The sequence below is a fragment of the Acrocarpospora macrocephala genome (assembly GCF_009687865.1).
GTDB lineage: Bacteria > Actinomycetota > Actinomycetes > Streptosporangiales > Streptosporangiaceae > Acrocarpospora > Acrocarpospora macrocephala.
Genome location: NZ_BLAE01000003.1, coordinates 25,632 through 41,316 on the forward strand (window position 1 = coordinate 25,632; position 15,685 = coordinate 41,316).

The following is a 15,685-nucleotide window of genomic DNA, read 5'->3' on the forward strand; positions in this document are numbered from 1 at the left end:
CGACCTCTTCCGGGAGACAAAGGGAATGGTAAGCCGAGCACCGCAGGACCCGTCGGAAGCCGCTCCGCCGAAGGCCCCCATCATGCGGTTACCCGCGGCTGAAGACCTCATCTCCGACCACGGGCGGAGCCTCTACGACTACTGTTCCCTCTGGCTCGGCGACAAGCTCGCCACCATCAACGCGGTGCGCAACACCTTCGCGCTGGCGGTGGTGCACCAGGACCTCTACCCCGGCCACGAGCACCTCCGCTCCTGGCTGTACGCCATAGCCCGGGTGCACTGCATGGCCCAGCCCCACTACGGCGGCTTCACCACCGCCCCCTTCCCCCCGATCGGCGCCACCCCGCACGGCGACGACACCGAGCTGACCGCCAACGCCATGGGCGCGCTCGGGCGGCGTGAGCGGGAGGTCCTGGAGCTCATCCACCGGCACGGGCTCTCGGTGCCCGCGGTGGGCCTGGTGCTCGGGGTGCCCACGGACGAGGCGGCTCGCCTCGCCCTGGGCGCCCAGGACCTGGTCGAGTCCTTCGTGACCTGTGTACGGCTGGCCCAGACCGGCCGGTCGGTGTGCGGGGTGGGGGAGCCGATCGCGCTTGACTGGCTGGACTCGCCGCGCAGGGAGCTGCGCAGCCGGCTCAAGACGCACGTCATGACCTGTGCCACCTGCGCCAGGGCGGCCAACCTGACCGTCTCGGTCCCGGCCCTGCTGGCCCGGCTGCCGATCGCCGAACTCGACGACCTGGCCAGGTCCAGGATCGAGGAACCGGCCCGGCCGGAGAGCGTGGAGATCCGGTGGAGCCAGCACGACTACCCGCTCCAGCCGGACGCGTACGACGCCTACGAGGCGCGGGACGGCCAGGACGCGCTGGGACACCGCACGCGGGCGGCCCACCGGGCTCGCGACGCCTACCGCGCTCGCGAGGCCTCCAACGGCGCCCGTGACTCCTACGCGGCTCGTGAGGCCTCCAACGGCGCCCGTGACTCCTACGCGGCTCGTGAGGCCTCCAACGGCGCCCGTGACTCCTACGCGGCTCGTGAGGCCTCCAACGGCGCCCATGACTCCTACGCGGCTCGTGACGCCTCCAACGGCGCCCATGACTCCTATGGCGCCCGTAACGCTTATGTCGATCGCGACGCTTATGAGGCTTATGAAGCCTCGGCCGCCCGGGACGACACGCCGCTTCTGAACGCGATCCCGCGCACCAACGGGCACCACATGCCGGAGCCCATGTTCCGGGACTCGCGGGGACGGCCGCGCTCGATGCCCCTCGGCGCGCCCGTCTACGAGGACTACTACGCCGACACCGACGACGGCCACCGACCCTCCGGTCCTTCCGGCCCACACCCAACGGAAGACGCCTGGGAGGAGCGTCGCCCTCCCGCCCCCCGCCAGCCGGAGGAGGCGCGGGAGGGCCGCGCGACGCCGCGCCCGTGGGACGACAGGGTCTGGGAGAACCGGCCCGTGCCGCGGCTGCCCGACCGGTCGCGGGACGACGCCACGCCGCTGCGGACCCGCCGCCCGCGCGCCAACGTGCACGGCATCCCCGCCCCCCGGCGGCCCCTGGACGACGAGCTGGCGCCCGTGGAGGAGATCTGGGACCGGCGCATCACCGCCAGGGTCCCCCCCGCTGTGCGGGAACGCTCCGAAGCCACGACCGCTGAAGTATGGGACGAGAACGTCTCCTCGCGCGGCAAGCTGTCCCGGCAGGGCACCAGGGCGCGGGCCAAGCAGCGCAGGGAACGGCGGCCCCGCCCGGTCCGGGTGGTCGCGCTCGGCGCCGCGGCGCTGCTGATCGTCTCGCTGGCCTGGCGCGGGCTGTCGGCGCGGGACTACCACCCGTCGGGCCTGGCGATCGAGACCAGCGGGGCCAAGCTGCCCGTGGCCGTGCCGCAGCTGACCAAGCCGGTGCCGTCGGTGTCGCCGTCGCCGGAGAAGCGCAGCGCGGCGCCCGCGGCGAAGCCCACGTCGAAGCCCAAGGCCTCGCCGACGCAGCGCCGTACCCAGCCGGTCAGCAAGCCCGTGGTGCGGCCGAGCGTGAAACCGAGCGTCAAGAAGCCGGCGCCGGCCGTCCGGCCGGTGCTGTCGGTCAAGCCGCAGGCGATCGAGCTCGCGGACGGGGCCGGGGTCGTCACCTTCTCGGTGAACGCCGGGACGGTGAAGTGGAAGGCCGACAGCGAGCAGGACCTGGTGGAGATCGCCCCCGCGTCGGGGACCGTCGCGGCCGGGAAGAAGGTGCGGCTGGAGGTCGGACTGACCGACGACGGCCTGCTGGCCTCCTCCTGCCTGTTCGAGTCCGACGACGAGCTGGGCGTGGAGACCAGCGTGATGGATGTCATCACGATCAGGTGGACCGGCAAGAACGAGGACGTCGCCGCCAACGGTAGGATCACTCTCACCGTGGCCAGCTGCGTCACTCCATGAACTCGGGCTCCGGGGGCGGGCGGGCGCGCGGCAAGGCCGCCCCCGGAGGCCGGATTATCTGCGCACCTCGGGCGGGTTGATCCCGTGGTCGCGCAGCGCCTTGTAGACGGTGGCCTGGGACAGGCCGGTCCTGCGTTCGATCAGCGACAGGTTCTGGGTGCCGGCCCGCCAGCACTCGGCGATCAGCTGGTCCCGCTTCCCGCGCGCGGCCAGCTCGGCGTCGGCGGTGTGCGTGAGGATCTCGCTCAGCCGGCCGATGCCCTGCAGCAGGCGCAGGCCGGCGCCCTGCCGCAGCTGGTTCAGCTCGGCGATCTCGGCCACCACCCGCTCCAGCGCCTCCACCACCGGCGACGGCGGCGCGTGTCGGCCCCGCCCCGGCTGCCGCTGGTAGCCGTTGCTGCGGGCGGCCAGCAGGATCCGCTCGACCTCGGCCTTGGGCAGGCCGCTGGCCCGGCGCAGCGCGGCGGCGTTGGTGGCGCCGCTCTCCCAGCAGGCCACGATCAGCTCGGCCCGCTCCCGGTCGGCGCGGGCGATCGCCGCCCCCGCCGCGGTCAGGTCGGTCAGCAGTGGCCGCCATTCGGCCAGCCGCCCGGGTTCCGCCCCCTGCTCGGGCCGGTCCGCGCGTTCCGTCTCCGCGAGGCCCTCGGGTTCGGTCAGGCGCTCAGGCTCGGTCAGGCGCTCAGGTTGGTCCAGGCGTTCCTGGTCGGTCCCGCGCCGGGCGATGATCTGGCGCAGCGTGCCCTGGCGCAGGCCGGACGCCGCCGCCAGCCGGGCGCTGGCGTTCTCGCCCGCGGTCACCGCGAAGGTCCGTACCAGATCGTTGCGGTCGCGGCGGCAGGCGGCCACCTCCTGGGAGACCTCGCGCCACCGTCGGGCCGCCTCGGCGGCCTCGGCCAGCGCCATGACCGCCTCGGGCCGCGGCGCCTTGGCGGCGCGTTCCCTGATCCGCTCGCGGCGCAGCTGGGCCGCGTGCCGGGGGCAGCGGCCGAGATCCCGGGCCCGCTCCTGGCAGCCCTCCACGGCGCACGGGCGCCGCTCCCAGCGCGGTGGCACCCGGGTGGGATCGCCGTAGGCGCGGCGGCGCTGGTAGTGCATGCCGCACAGCCCGCGGCTCCACACCGCCCGCCCGCACTCCTCGATCGCGCACAGGCGCCGGGTCGCCTCCAGCCGCTCATCGCGCGGCTCGGCCGGGCGCTCGCTCTGCCGGGTACGGCGCGGGCGCGCGTCCCCCGGGTCGCCGGTCTTCGACAGCCGCGCGTAGTGCATGCCGCAGAGCTTGCGGGCCACCACCGGCTTCTCGCAGCCGTCGATCGAGCACGGCAGCCCGTGCGCGAGGTAGTGCCCCCGGCACAGCCCGCGCGTGAAGATCTTCAGCTCGCAGCCGTCCTCGCCGCAGAGCCCGTCGGTGGAGCGCAGCCGGGAGGCCGCCTCGCCGGGCCTGCCGGACTTGCGGACCCGCTGCACGTGCAGGCCGCACATGCCGCTGTCGGCGGCCGGGCGCTCGCAGCCCTCGATGGAGCACGGGGACGCCACGGCGAGCCGCCAGACCCGGTAATGCGAGGTGCACAGGCCGCGCCGGTGCACCTGGCGGTCGCAGTCGGCCGAACACGTCGAGCGTTTGTCGGGCGCGCCGTAGTAATGCTGCGCGCAAACGCCAAGGGCCAGGACGGTCCGGTGGCATTCCCGGACGGAACATCCCTTATCTGTCATAAGCGCTGGCGTGGTCATCGGCACCTGTCAATGCGACCTGTCAAGATTTCCCCCGGAGCCCGGCGCGTTCCATGAGCCTGACCTCGTTGACGAGTTGCCGGGGCTCGTGCCCGAGATCCCGGAGCAGGCAGCAGATATACGCGTGCACCTCGGAATCGAGCGGGCGCGCCTCGAACGCGCGCGAGACGAGGTAATGCACATAAGCCACCGACAGGACGTAAGTCCGCCCGGACAGCTCCTCAAGCGAATTCACCTCAGATCCAGGAAGGAACTCCGGCGACCAGTTTCCGCGGACGAATTCGATCAGCTCGGCGCCCATGGCCGGCAGCGGGTCGCGCAGCCGCGCGTGCGCGTGCGACGAGTACGGGCAGGACGGGATCTCCAGCTGGAACTCGCCGTCCACCGAATCCGCTCCCTCCAGCCGGTACGGCACCGCGCGCCCGGTCGACGTGATCGCGTCCGGGTCGGTCAGCGGGAAGGCGTCGTCCACGATCTGCGCCACGGTCACCGCCACCGGATAGCCGAGCGTGAGCCCGCGGACCGCGCCGCCCACCTCGTCCAGCTGGCAGTGCGCCGCCACGTAGGTGGCCAGCGACAGCGTGCGGTGGTACTCCAGGGACTCGATCTCCCGCTCCGCGATCGTCTTCGGCAGCACCTCGCGGTAACCGTCGATGATCGCGTCGATCGGGAAGAGCCGCCCGTACGTCTCGTCCCGGGACGCGGTGACGAGCAGCAGATCGTTGCCGGCCTCGGCCAGCGGGTCCGCGGGGATGTCCCGGGTGATGTTGGCGATCACGCCGGCCCGCCCGGCGGCGGCGCACCAGCGCAGCGCGTCGGACTCCGGCAGCGTCAGCCGGGCGAAGGGCAGCAGGCCGTCGAGCAGGGCCCGCGCCTTCCATAGATCGATCCAGTTGGCCCGCCCGCTCGGTTCCGGGCTCGCCCACTGCAGGCTCCGTCCCGCCTGGTCGGCACGAGCGCGGACCAGCCAGCCGGAGGCGGCGTAATCGTCGGCGTAGACGAGGTTCCAGATGCTGAGTAGCGGGGACGCGTCCACGGTGAAGCGTGCGGCTTCCTCGCCCTGCCACAGCCGATGGCCGTTCCAGGTGACGAGAAGATCGCTGAACGCGGCCTTGGTGGGCCGCCGGTACACCCCGTGCATGGGGTGACCGTCCACGACGAAACGGCCTGGCGGGGGTTCGGCGTCAGGCAGTGCCGGGCCGCGAGGATCTGGCGAGACCTCCCAGTCGCCCACTTCAGCGCCTCCTCTTCAGCATTAAGGCACCCTTAAGGCTTGACCAAAATTATATATTGTGACTAGTTCTTTCTCGGCTCCGGCGCTTCCCTCGCCAGTTAGAAGCAGTCGGACCGAGATACGGATGGGATCAGATGTGCGCCCTGGTGACATGAGGGAAACTCCTGCCTGTCCGGGGAGTTGAACGCTATCCAGGAGTGGTAATCGGAAGGTTGCAACCCAGTCAGCGTTTAGTCATGGCCTGGAGACAGAAAGGCAGTAGTATCTCCACTACGCGCTTTTCAACGGATTCCCGCTGAATGTCATGTTGATCGCGCGTACCTCCGAGCGGATTGGGGGCCCAGGCGTTGCACTTCCGGATCTTGACCCGGTTGGAAGTGATCCCGGATGAGGGCGGCCCGCTGGCCATTTCGCCGATCAAGAGAAGGGCTCTGTGCGCGCTTCTGCTGGCCGGTGAGCAGGGCCTGTCACCGGGCGAGTTGATGGAGGCCGTCTGGGGTGACGGATATGCCCGCGACGGCTCGCTCAAGACGTGCCTGTCCCAGCTGCGCCGGGTGCTGCCCGGGCGGATCCCCGCCGGCGGCTCCGGCGGCTACCGGATCGAGTTCGACCCCGCCGACACCCTGGACGCCCACCGGTTCCGCGCCCTGGTCGCCGACAGCGCCGACGCGGTCCGCCGGGGCGAGCACGACGAGGCCGTGCGCACGCTCCAGGAGGCGCTGAACCTCTGGGGGCAGGGGGAGCCCCCGCTGGCCGACCTGCCCGACCACACCGCCCGCCTCCGGCTGCTCCGCGACGAGCTGGTCTTCGAGCGCAGGGCCGCCCAGATCTCCCTCTTCCGCGAGCGCATTCACCTCGGCGAGCACCGCGACGTGCTGGGCGACCTGCGCCGCGGCATCGCCGAGGACCCGTTCTCCGAGCAGCTGCACGCGCTGCTGATGACCGCCCTGTACCGCTCCGGCTACCGGGCGGAGGCGCTCCGGCACTTCGACACGGTCTCCGCGCTGCTGCTGCGCGAGGCCGGCAGCGGCCCCGGCCAGGCGTTGCGCCAGCTCAGGGACGCCATCGACGTGGACGACGAGGCCCTGGTGCTGGACACCAGAGCGCCTGCCCCGGCCGCCGCCGCGCCCGCCCAGGCCCCGCCGCCCCCGCCGCTGGCCCAGCTCCCGCCCGACGTGATCGACTTCACCGGCCGCGAGGACGAGGTGGCCAGGGTCGCCGAGTTCCTGACCCCCGGCCCTGACGTGACGGGCGTGCCGATCGCCTCCCTGATCGGCCCGCCGGGGGTGGGCAAGTCCGCGCTGGCCATCCACATCGCGCACCGGCTGCGGGCCGCCTTCCCCGACGGCCAGATCTACATCCACCTGGCCGGGATGTCCGCGCACCCGCGCGAGGCCGCCGAGGTGCTCGGCGAGCTGCTGGCCTTCATGGGCGCCCCGGCCGACAGCCTGCCCGCCAGCACGGGGGAGCGGGCCGCGCTGTTCCGGTCCATGCTGGCCGGCCGCCGGGTGCTCGTGGTGATCGACGACGCGGCCGGCGCCGAGCACGTCCAGCCCTTCCTGCCTGGTACGGCCGGGTGCGCGGTCATCGTGACGTCCCGGGCCTACCTCACGGGCGGGGCCGGTATCCGTCCCTTTCGGCTGGAACCGCTGCGGCGCCAGGAGGCCCTGCGCCTGCTCGAAGAGATCATCGGGGCCGACCGCGTGGCCGCGGAGCCGGCGGCCGCCGACGAGGTGATGGCCGCCTGCGGCGGCTTCCCGCTGGCCGTGCGGATCGCGGGCGCCCGGCTGTCCGCCCAGCCCAACTGGCCGATCGCCTACTTCGCCGGGCGGCTCAGCGACCGGCTGCGCGCGCTGCGGGCCAACGAGATGACCGTCAGCGCCAGCATCGCCGACAGCTACGACGCCCTGCCCGGGCCCGCCAAGCAGGCCTTCCGGGTGCTCGCCCTGGCCGGGCCTGGCGACTTCCCGGTCTGGCTGATCGCCATGCTGCTGGGCACCCTGGAGGCCGAGGAACTACTGGAGACGCTGTCCGACCGGAGCCTGCTGGTCACCGTCAGCGCGGGCACCGTGGGGCAGCCCCGCTACCGGCAGCACGACCTGCTCAGGGACTACGCCGAGGCGCAGCTGCAGGATCACATCAGCGAGCGGGACCTGGCCGTGGAGCGGCTGCTGCTGGGCTGGCTGGAGCTCGTGGACCGGGCCGACGCTCGCCTACCCGGAGAGCCACACTTTCCTCGCCCTGCCCGGCTGAACGTGGAACTTTTCGCCCCTGACGAGGCTCGGCACCTGATCGACTCCGGCCCTGGTGTCTGGTTCATCGCCGAATGCGCGAATATCTTGGCCGCGATCCGCCTGGCCTGCGAAGAGAGGCGTTACCGGCTGGCGTACGGGCTGGCCCTGCGGCTCTCGTCGTTCCTGTGCCACCAGAGCCGCCACCGCGAGGCCGAGGACATGTGGGACCGGGTCATGACCGCCGCGCTGGCCGAGGAGGACACCCGGCTGGCCGCCGAGGCCCGGCTCAGGCTGGCCGCCGTGGTGGCCAGGCAGCCCGGCGACGAGCCGCGCGCGGTCCAGCTGCTGGCCGCCTGCCTGGACGCCTTCGAGCAGGTCAAGAACGCCGAAGGGGTGGCCAGGTCGCTGGCCTGGCGGGCCCTGGTGGGGCACCGGCAGCACACGCTCGACGCCGCCGCCGCGGACGCCGAGCGCGGTCTCAAGCTGGCCCGCGAGGTCGAGGACGCGCCCTCCGAGGTGGCCTGCCTGCGGGTGCTCGGCCTGGTGGCCGCCGCCGAGGGCCGCCCCGACGAGGCGATCCAGCTCTGCGAGTCAGCCCACACCCGGGCCGAGAAGCTGGCCAGGGAGAGCGGCGAGCGCGTCTACGAGTGCCTCGCCCTGGACACGCTGATCACCGTCAAGATCGCCGCGGGCCATCACGATCAAGCCCTTGAGCTGTGCGATCACGGCCGCGTGCTGGGCCAGGAGACCGGGGACATCCCGGCCGAGGCGGCCTTCGAGGAGTTCGCCGGGGACGCCCTCGCGGGCCTGGATCGCCCCGCCGAGGCGATCACCCGCTACACCCGCGCGGCCGGCCTGTTCGAGATCGCCGCCGACGACCGGCGGCCGTCCCTCTGCCGGGTCAGGATCGCCGCCATGTACGCAGCTCAGGGCTCCCTGGACGAGGCCAGGAAGCTGGCTGAGCAGGCCGCGGCGGACCTGGAGAACCTGGGGTTCCAGGTCGAGGCGCAGGAGGCCCGGAGGGCCGCTCGGGGCTGGTAATCCAGTACGGCCGGAAATGCGGATTCGGCCCACCCGGAAAAGGAAAAATTCTTCCCTCGGAATTATCGGCTATGTCGGGCATGTAGTCATATACTCGCGACGGTCAAGGCACGTTCATGTCGTTCGCGGGGAAACTCCGGATGGCATGACCACATGATCCACACCTGACGTGAATAGCGTGGGTTGCTATGGTTGATCGGTGAAAGTGATCAAACGCTAGCTCAATGGGCACCGGCGAGGGTGACTACATGAAGCGGCAGAACGTGTTCGACCATGACTGTCCGAATGCATCCAGAATCTATGATCATCTACTCGGTGGGAGCGACAACCATGCTCCCGATCGGGTCGCGGCCGAGGAACTCCTCAAGGTCGCGCCCGACGCCGCCGACGTCGCGGTGGGGAACCGGGCGTTCCTCAAGCGTGCCGTGAACTACCTCGCCGAGCGTGGGATCAGGCAGTTCCTCGACATCGGCAGTGGCCTTCCGACCAGGGAGAACACCCATCAGATGGCCCAGGCGGCGGCGCCGGGGGCCCGGGTGGTGTACGTCGACAACGACCCGATCGTCTTCGCCCACATCCAGGCGATCCTCTCCGACGGCAACACGGTGGCCACGAGTGGCGACATGCGCGCGACCGAAAAGATCCTGGCCGATCCCCGCCTGAACGAAATGATCAATTTCGACGGGCCGGTCGGCGTGATCCTCACTTCTGTCCTGCACTATGTCTCCGACGCTGACGATCCGCATGACATCGTGGGCCGTATTATGCGCGCGATGCCGCCGGGAAGTTATCTGGTCTTATCTCACAGTAAACACGGGGATGTGGCCAATCAAGAAGACGAAGAGCGAATTCTCGAAATATATAATCGAACCAACAAGCCGCTTTATCCGCGCGACCGGGCTCAGATCATTCAGTTCTTCGACGGGCTCGACATTCTGCACCCCGGGGTCGTCCCGGTGCAGGACTGGCACCCGAACGGGGACGTCCCCGGCGCGTCCGCGCCTGATTACGTCCCCGGTCACATCCTGGGTGGAGTCGCTGTCAAGCTTCACTGACCGGGCACCGCGCTCTCGCCCACCCGGCGGATGTAGGTGATCATCAGCAGCGCCCCCGACTGGCGGTATTCGACCTTGTCACCAGGGCGGAACCCGGCCAGGGGGCGCTTCAGCGGGCGGAGCAGCCGGCGGTTGGCCGCGCTCCGTGTCTCGACCGAGTATTGCACCGGGATTCCCGCCTTGCCGTAGAGCAGGTATTCCGCCGTGCACCCGAGTTCGGCCGCCAATGCCGCCGTCACCTCGGGCGACGGAACCCGCCGTCCCGTCTCGATCAGAGAGATGTAACTGTCGTTAACATGTGCGCGCCGCGCCAATCGATCCTGGGTCAGGCCCGCCTCCTTGCGGAGTTGCCGGAGGCGGTCACCCAGGGCCTCGGACACTGTCACTTGACACGCCTTTCGACCCGGAGTCAATTGACGACATGCTTACATGCGGGCCACCTGAATGGGTAGACCCCATTTTTTGCGAAGCGCGAAGTTCTATAGAGAACTTGAATGCCCGGGATATAAAGCGGGAATTGCATTCGAGTTTGCCACGCACGGTAGTTAACCCGGGAAATATAACTGGGATGGCGATGACCTGCGGATTCGGTCGGCGGCGATAGGGGAGGGCCGATTCCCGGCGTTCCGGGGGCGTCACCCGCCGCCACGGCGCGATCGCGGCGTGGGAACGTTCCGAACCCGCTCCTGGTTACGCGGAGCTATGCCCATTCGGTAGGTTTCGAGCCGCCTTGATCAGGAACTGCAGGCTCTCGTCCGGGGTCAGCGCGGCCGCCCGGATGCGGGTGAAAAGGGTCTCGTAGCGGGTCGCGGCGTCCGGCTCGGTCAGGACGAGATCGTCGGTGACGGTGTCCACGGCCACCACGGTGGGGTCGCCGGGATCGGCGAAGGTGTAGATCGAGAAGGCCGACCGCGGCAGGCTGTAGCCGTCGATGACCGCGTCGATGGGCAGCACCCGCAGGGTGATCTTCGGGTCCCCGTTGACGGTAGCCGCAAGGTGATAAAGCTGTTGCTGCACCACTTCCAGCGGGGCCGCGCGGCGTCGCACGGCCACCTCATCGATGATCACTTCGTAGCTCGGCCCGCCCGGGCGGCGCAGCATACGCTGGCGCCCGAGGCGCGCTTCGGCGGCCTTGTCCGGCTTGTAGCCGTCCGCCCCGTCCCTGCGGTCGGTCTCGGCCCGGGCCCGGGTGAACTCGGCCGTCTGCAGCAGGCCGGGCAGGAAGGTCATCTGGAACTCGCGGATGGTCTCCGCCCCCGCCTCCAGGTCGGCGAACAGGGCCTGCCGCTCGCCCATCGCCTTGTTCGACTCCCACCAGCCGCGCTCCCCGGCCTCCCGGGCGATGGTGATGATCTGCGTCCACCGCTCGCCGTGCACGCCCAGCTCTTCCAGGATGGCCATGATGTCGGCGAGGTCCACCACATGGCCGTTCTCCAGCCGGGAGATCTGCGCGCGTGGCAGCCCGATGCGCTTGGCGAGCTGCTCGTGGGTGAGCTGGGCGCTGACCCGCAGGTGCCGGAGTTCGGTGGCCAGTCGCAGCCGCCGCACATAAGGACTGATCATCGGCATCCTCCGAACGTTCTATGGCACCCTGGCCACGCCGCTGTGGCCGGTGATCGCGCCATCGGGAGAGCCGTCCCCGGCCCGCCACTGGTGCCACTGGACCAGCCCAGGCTCGACCAGCTCCAGGCCGTCGAAGAACCGGGCGACCTCCTCCCGGGAGCGTAGCCGCTGCCCGGTGGCCACATGCTGGTTGTAGCGCTTGGACGCCTCGCCCTGGGTTTCCGGGAGCAGGTCGCTGGCCGGGTGCGAGATCACCAGGTAGCTGCCGGAGGCCGCCGCGGCGACCAGCTGGGCCACGATCCCGTACGGGTCGTGCTCGTCCGGGATGTGGTGCATGACGCCGAGCAGCAGGATTCCCACCGGCTGGCTGAAGTCCAGCGTCCTGGACGCCCCGCGGAGCAGCTTCTCGGTGTCGCGCAGGTCGCCGTTGATGTAGTCGGTGGCGCCCTCGGGGGTGGATTTCAGCAACTCGTGCGCGTGCGCGAGCACGATCGGGTCGTTGTCCACGTAGACCACCTGGGTGGCCGGGTTGACCGCCTGGGCGACCTCGTGGGTGTTGTTCTTGCTGGGGATGCCGGTGCCGATGTCCAGGAACTGCCGTACGCCCATGTCGCCGGCCAGCCATTGCACGACCCGGACCAGGAACGCGCGGTTGGCCTGGACGCTGTAGCGGAGCCCCGGGCGGGCGGCGAGCACGGCGTCGCCGGCGGCGCGGTCGGCGGCGAAGTTGGTGGTGCCGCCCAGCCAGTAGTCGTACACCCGGGCCGAGTGGGCCGCGGTGGTGTCGATCCTGATGGGCTCTGCCTCGTGGCTGTCAGACACCTTGTCCGGCCCCTTGTCTGTCCGTCCGGCTGGATATCTCCGGGTTCCATACGGTCCGAGGTTCTAGATCGTGCCGAGTATCCATCTGTATGGCGTGCCGGGCAAGGCCGGTGAGACGTCCGGTTCAGGCGTGCACGACCGCAATCTGAACATGCGACACTTTTGTACAGTCCAGAATTAGCCGTTGTCCGAGAGACGGTTCATGAACCAGAACAGCAAGTTCACCAACTGGCGCAAGTCCAGCCGCTCCAGCGGCGGGGACAACTGTGTCGAGGTCGCCAGCACCGGCGGCGCCGACGGCGTTGTCGGCGTGCGCGACTCCAAACAGCGCGGGCGCGGTCCCGTGCTGGAGTTCACCCCATCGGAATGGCGTGCCTTCGTCGACGCGGTGAAGGACGGCGAATACGACCTGAGCTGACCCTCTCACCAGTCGTTTCCGAGTTTCCCCAGGTTGACCCGAGTTTTCCCACGTAATGCAGAGTTTCGCGAAGAGCCGGAACCCCCGGCTCTTCGTGGTTTTCGGAGGGTTGGTCATCTTGCATCGCGGGCCGAAACCGATAGATACTTAGGACGTTCCGCACATTTGGATTGTCCAGCCGCGCGTATGCCCGGGAGATCGACGTGTGAGAGGGACCGTGTGAGAGGGACGGAGTCCGCGCTCGCCTCGCCGCTCATAAGATTCGCGGAGACCGGCTTGGACCGGGCCGCATCGATCGCCACCTGGCCATTGGCCGAGGGATCACGCGCCGTGATGCGCAGCCGTGATCTCATGCGGGGCGTGCTGACCGGCTTGGGCCTGGGCAATGACGCCATCGACGACGGCGTGGTGATGGTCTCGGAACTGGTCACCAACGCGCTGCGGCACGCCTGTGGCCCATTCGAACTCCGCCTCTACCGGAGCCCCCCGGTTGTGGTGTGCGAGGTCGTCGACGGCTCGGAGACCCTGCCCGCGATCCCCGGTCCAAGGGCCGTACATCTGACCCTGGACCAGATCGACGCCATCCCCGACCCGCTACTGCTGGAGTCGGGCCGCGGCCTGGACGTCGTACACCGGCTGTCCCGCGGCTGGTGCGGCGCCTACCCCACCAAGATCTCCACCACCAACCGAGTCACCGGCGGCAAGGCCGTCGCCTTCGCCCTACCCCTCCCCGACCCCCCGCCACCGGCAGACCGGACGTAACGGCACGTTTCCCCTGTCCTGCCCCTCTCCGGCCCTCCGCCACCGGCAGGCTGGACGTGGCGGCACGTTTCCCCTGCCTTGCCCTACCCCTCCCGCCCCCCGCCACCGGCAGGCTGGACGTAGCGGCACGTTTCCCCTGACCTGCCCGCCAGGCAGAGCCGTTCGGGTCGAGGTTGCGATCGTCTCGATGTCTACGCTCGCCCAGAGAACACCCAACGTAATGCCGCAGCCGCTCTTGGCGCCGGTGCGGTGAGGACTATCACCTGCGTGAACGGCGCCGGATAACGGCGAGCAAGCCGACGATCTGCTCATGCTGTTAGGCCCGCAGAGAGTTAACTTGCGTGCTCACCAAGGGTTCGCCGAGGTCAGTGGCTTGAGGATCTATGAGTGATTGCTCTGCGGGCCCAAAGAACGCCCAACATGATGCCGCAGCACAATGCCGTAGTTGCTCTTGGCGCCGGTGCGTGAGGACCATCACCTGCGTGAACGGCGCCGGATAACGGCGAGCAAGCCGACGATCTGCTCATGCTGTCAGGCCCGCAGAGAGTTAACTTGCGTGCTCACCAAGGGTTCGCCGAGGTCAGTGGCTTGAGGATCTATGAGTGATTGCTCTGCGGCCCAAGGAACACCGAGCACAATGCCGCAGCTGCTCTTGGCGCCGGTGCGGTGAGGATCATCACTTGCGTGAACGGCGCCGGATAACGGCGAGTAAGCCGACGATCTGGTCATGCTGTCAGGTGCTCTAGGGCCAGTTCGATGGCCGCCTTGTGTCTTCCCCGGTTGCCGGATCGGGGAGCTTGCCGGGAATGGTGATCTCCCAGTCTTCCGGGTCCTGATCTGGGTCGTCTAGGGAGTCGTCGGTCATGACGAGGGCGTACAGGGCGGCCAGGCGGTCGCGCATCACATCCGGCGGGACCGGATCGTGGTCGGACGTCGGGTGATCTGGGGACGCGGGCGCGTTTTCCGCCGGCAGCGCCCCCGCCGTGTCACCAGCCTCGAGTGACGTGCGATTCCATCGGAACCGGGCCATCGGTGTCACGTCCTTCGGATCACGTTCTGCGGGAGAGCCGTCATAGAGGAGGCGGGACATCCCGTTCCACTCCGTGCCATCAGAACCGAACCCGCGAGACCTTCCGTATGACGACTCGTCGAGTTCCTTCGCGCGGGGAGCTCTTGGTGTTGAGGCGTCGGAGAGGCTTGGTGTGTCAAGGTATGGGCATGTCCGATTTCGCGAGACTGCCCCGTTCTGTTGAGGAAGCGATCGACGCTGAGCGGGCCGGAACGCGCTTGCGTTATCTGTGCTTCTGGGGGCATCGCCCGATGCGTGACGGCAGCGTTGGCGCGGGCTGCTTGAGCCAGTGGTGGCCTGCCGAGTTCACCGAGGACGGCCACGTCTTCTGTACCGCGGAGCACTACATGATGTCCCACAAGGCGTGGCTCTTCGGTGACGAAGCCACGGCCGCCGAGATCCTCGCCGCCGGAACGCCGGGCGAGGCGAAGGCTCTCGGCCGCAAGGTGCGCGCCTTCGATGATGAGGTGTGGACCGCCCAGCGCTACCCGATCGTGGTGCGCGCGAGCATTGCTAAGTTCGGCCAGAACCCCGACCTCAAGGCGTTCCTCCTGGCCACCCATGAACGTGTCCTGGTCGAGGCCAGCCCGCTCGACCGCATCTGGGGCATCGGCCTGGCCGCCAACGACCCCGCCGCCGCGTCCCCCACCACCTGGAAGGGCCTCAACCTCCTCGGCTTCGCCCTGATGGACGCCCGCGACGCCCTTCAATAACCCCGATGAACTTCTGCGCTGTGGGCGCGCGACGTCCCTCCAGCGAACGCCGATGAACTCCTGTGGCGCTGGGTGTTCGGTGCGGTGACGCCCCTCAATGAGCGCCGATGAACGCTTCGGCCGGTTCGCGGGAGAGGGAATTGAGGGCGCGGGCCACGGCGATGTCGCCCGATAGGGCTGCGCCCACGACCGGGTCGTGTTCCAGTAGGTAGGCGAGGTGGCGGAGGGCGTGTGCGACCACGTTCTCCAGGTGCACATGTTCGGGGGTGGGGCTCGAAGGGGTAGCGCCCCGGGCTAGGCGGATGGTCTCCAGTTCGGTGGCGGGGAGATGCGGGTCGGGATCGGGGCAAATGGCGTAAGTCAGGACGATCTGGCCTTGCGGCCGGTAGCGCCAGCTGGTGGAGTGGACCACCGTGGAGGCGTCGCCGGCGCGGACACCGGCGCCCCGTCGTGCCGCCTGGTCAGGTGATTCACCGCCAAGCGGGGTGAGCAGGCGGCGGTAACGCCACGTTCCGGCGGCATCGACACGAAGCGGCAGCACCTCGACGCTGACCTGATCGTTCACGTACGCCCCCGTGCAGGTGGTGGTTATTGCGAATAGTATGCAGCAACAAACATGTCGCG

General features: G+C 69.5%; 13 protein-coding genes. 6 read left to right on the forward strand and 7 right to left on the reverse strand.

The window, feature by feature from the left end:
• Positions 1-82 precede the first annotated feature (82 nt).
• Entirely contained in the window at positions 83-2,422 is a 2,340-nt protein-coding gene (locus tag Amac_RS00145; RefSeq protein WP_155352194.1) for a hypothetical protein, read from the forward strand.
• Between the two features lie 54 nt (positions 2,423-2,476).
• On the opposite strand, the gene Amac_RS00150 is transcribed toward Amac_RS00145, so the two are convergent.
• Both Amac_RS00150 and Amac_RS00155 read right to left on the reverse strand, forming a co-directional pair.
• Positions 2,477-4,132 carry a hypothetical protein gene (locus Amac_RS00150; RefSeq protein ID WP_155352195.1) on the reverse strand — a complete coding sequence of 552 codons (1,656 nt, stop codon included), beginning with the start codon at positions 4,130-4,132 and terminating at the stop codon, positions 2,477-2,479.
• 40 nt (positions 4,133-4,172) lie between these two features.
• Positions 4,173-5,384: a hypothetical protein gene (locus Amac_RS00155; protein ID WP_155352196.1), complete on the reverse strand. Its 1,212-nt coding sequence runs from the start codon at positions 5,382-5,384 to the stop codon at positions 4,173-4,175.
• Positions 5,385-5,746: 362 nt separating this feature from the next.
• Between Amac_RS00155 and Amac_RS00160 the strand changes: the two genes are divergently transcribed.
• Positions 5,747-8,659 (forward strand): AfsR/SARP family transcriptional regulator, encoded by a 2,913-nt coding sequence (locus Amac_RS00160; RefSeq protein ID WP_170322232.1) that lies wholly within the window; start codon positions 5,747-5,749, stop codon positions 8,657-8,659.
• Positions 8,660-8,883: 224 nt separating this feature from the next.
• Positions 8,884-9,714, forward strand: coding sequence for an SAM-dependent methyltransferase (locus Amac_RS00165; RefSeq protein ID WP_246267970.1), 831 nt, complete (start codon positions 8,884-8,886; stop codon positions 9,712-9,714).
• Here Amac_RS00165 and Amac_RS00170 read toward each other — a convergent pair.
• The 3 genes from Amac_RS00170 to Amac_RS00180 form a co-directional block, all read right to left on the reverse strand.
• A complete protein-coding gene (locus Amac_RS00170; RefSeq protein WP_170322233.1) occupies positions 9,708-10,100 on the reverse strand; it encodes a helix-turn-helix domain-containing protein in 393 nt (130 codons plus the stop codon). The two genes, Amac_RS00165 and Amac_RS00170, sit on opposite strands and share 7 nt — an antisense overlap.
• A 304-nt stretch (positions 10,101-10,404) precedes the next feature.
• Entirely contained in the window at positions 10,405-11,277 is an 873-nt protein-coding gene (locus Amac_RS00175) for a helix-turn-helix domain-containing protein (RefSeq protein WP_155352199.1), read from the reverse strand.
• An 18-nt stretch (positions 11,278-11,295) separates the two neighbouring features.
• Entirely contained in the window at positions 11,296-12,099 is an 804-nt protein-coding gene (locus tag Amac_RS00180) for an SAM-dependent methyltransferase (protein ID WP_155352200.1), read from the reverse strand.
• A 184-nt stretch (positions 12,100-12,283) separates the two neighbouring features.
• Here Amac_RS00180 and Amac_RS00185 point away from each other — a divergent pair, with 184 nt between their 5' ends.
• Complete coding sequence (locus Amac_RS00185; protein WP_307729681.1) at positions 12,284-12,517, forward strand: DUF397 domain-containing protein; 234 nt, start codon at positions 12,284-12,286, stop codon at positions 12,515-12,517.
• A gap of 276 nt (positions 12,518-12,793) precedes the next feature.
• On the forward strand, positions 12,794-13,279 hold the full coding sequence (locus Amac_RS00190) for an ATP-binding protein (RefSeq protein ID WP_170322234.1): 486 nt from the start codon (positions 12,794-12,796) through the stop codon (positions 13,277-13,279).
• 742 nt (positions 13,280-14,021) lie between these two features.
• Here Amac_RS00190 and Amac_RS00195 read toward each other — a convergent pair.
• On the reverse strand, positions 14,022-14,309 hold the full coding sequence (locus Amac_RS00195; protein WP_155352202.1) for a hypothetical protein: 288 nt from the start codon (positions 14,307-14,309) through the stop codon (positions 14,022-14,024).
• Between the two features lie 188 nt (positions 14,310-14,497).
• Here Amac_RS00195 and ybiA point away from each other — a divergent pair, with 188 nt between their 5' ends.
• Positions 14,498-15,061, forward strand: a complete 564-nt coding sequence (gene ybiA, locus Amac_RS00200; protein WP_218040799.1) for a riboflavin biosynthesis intermediates N-glycosidase — start codon at positions 14,498-14,500, stop codon at positions 15,059-15,061.
• A gap of 94 nt (positions 15,062-15,155) precedes the next feature.
• On the opposite strand, the gene Amac_RS00205 is transcribed toward ybiA, so the two are convergent.
• Positions 15,156-15,626 (reverse strand): hypothetical protein, encoded by a 471-nt coding sequence (locus Amac_RS00205; protein ID WP_155352204.1) that lies wholly within the window; start codon positions 15,624-15,626, stop codon positions 15,156-15,158.
• Between the last annotated feature and the right edge of the window lie 59 nt (positions 15,627-15,685).

Coding starts and splice junctions, on each gene's coding strand:
- Amac_RS00175 (WP_155352199.1), bottom strand. CDS start 11,277: ATGATCAGTCCTTATGTGCGGCGGCTGCGACTGGCCACCGAACTCCGG.
- Amac_RS00145 (WP_155352194.1), top strand. CDS start 83: ATGCGGTTACCCGCGGCTGAAGACCTCATCTCCGACCACGGGCGGAGC.
- Amac_RS00150 (WP_155352195.1), bottom strand. CDS start 4,132: ATGACAGATAAGGGATGTTCCGTCCGGGAATGCCACCGGACCGTCCTG.
- Amac_RS00195 (WP_155352202.1), bottom strand. CDS start 14,309: ATGGCCCGGTTCCGATGGAATCGCACGTCACTCGAGGCTGGTGACACG.
- Amac_RS00165 (WP_246267970.1), top strand. CDS start 8,884: ATGGGCACCGGCGAGGGTGACTACATGAAGCGGCAGAACGTGTTCGAC.
- ybiA (WP_218040799.1), top strand. CDS start 14,498: ATGTCCGATTTCGCGAGACTGCCCCGTTCTGTTGAGGAAGCGATCGAC.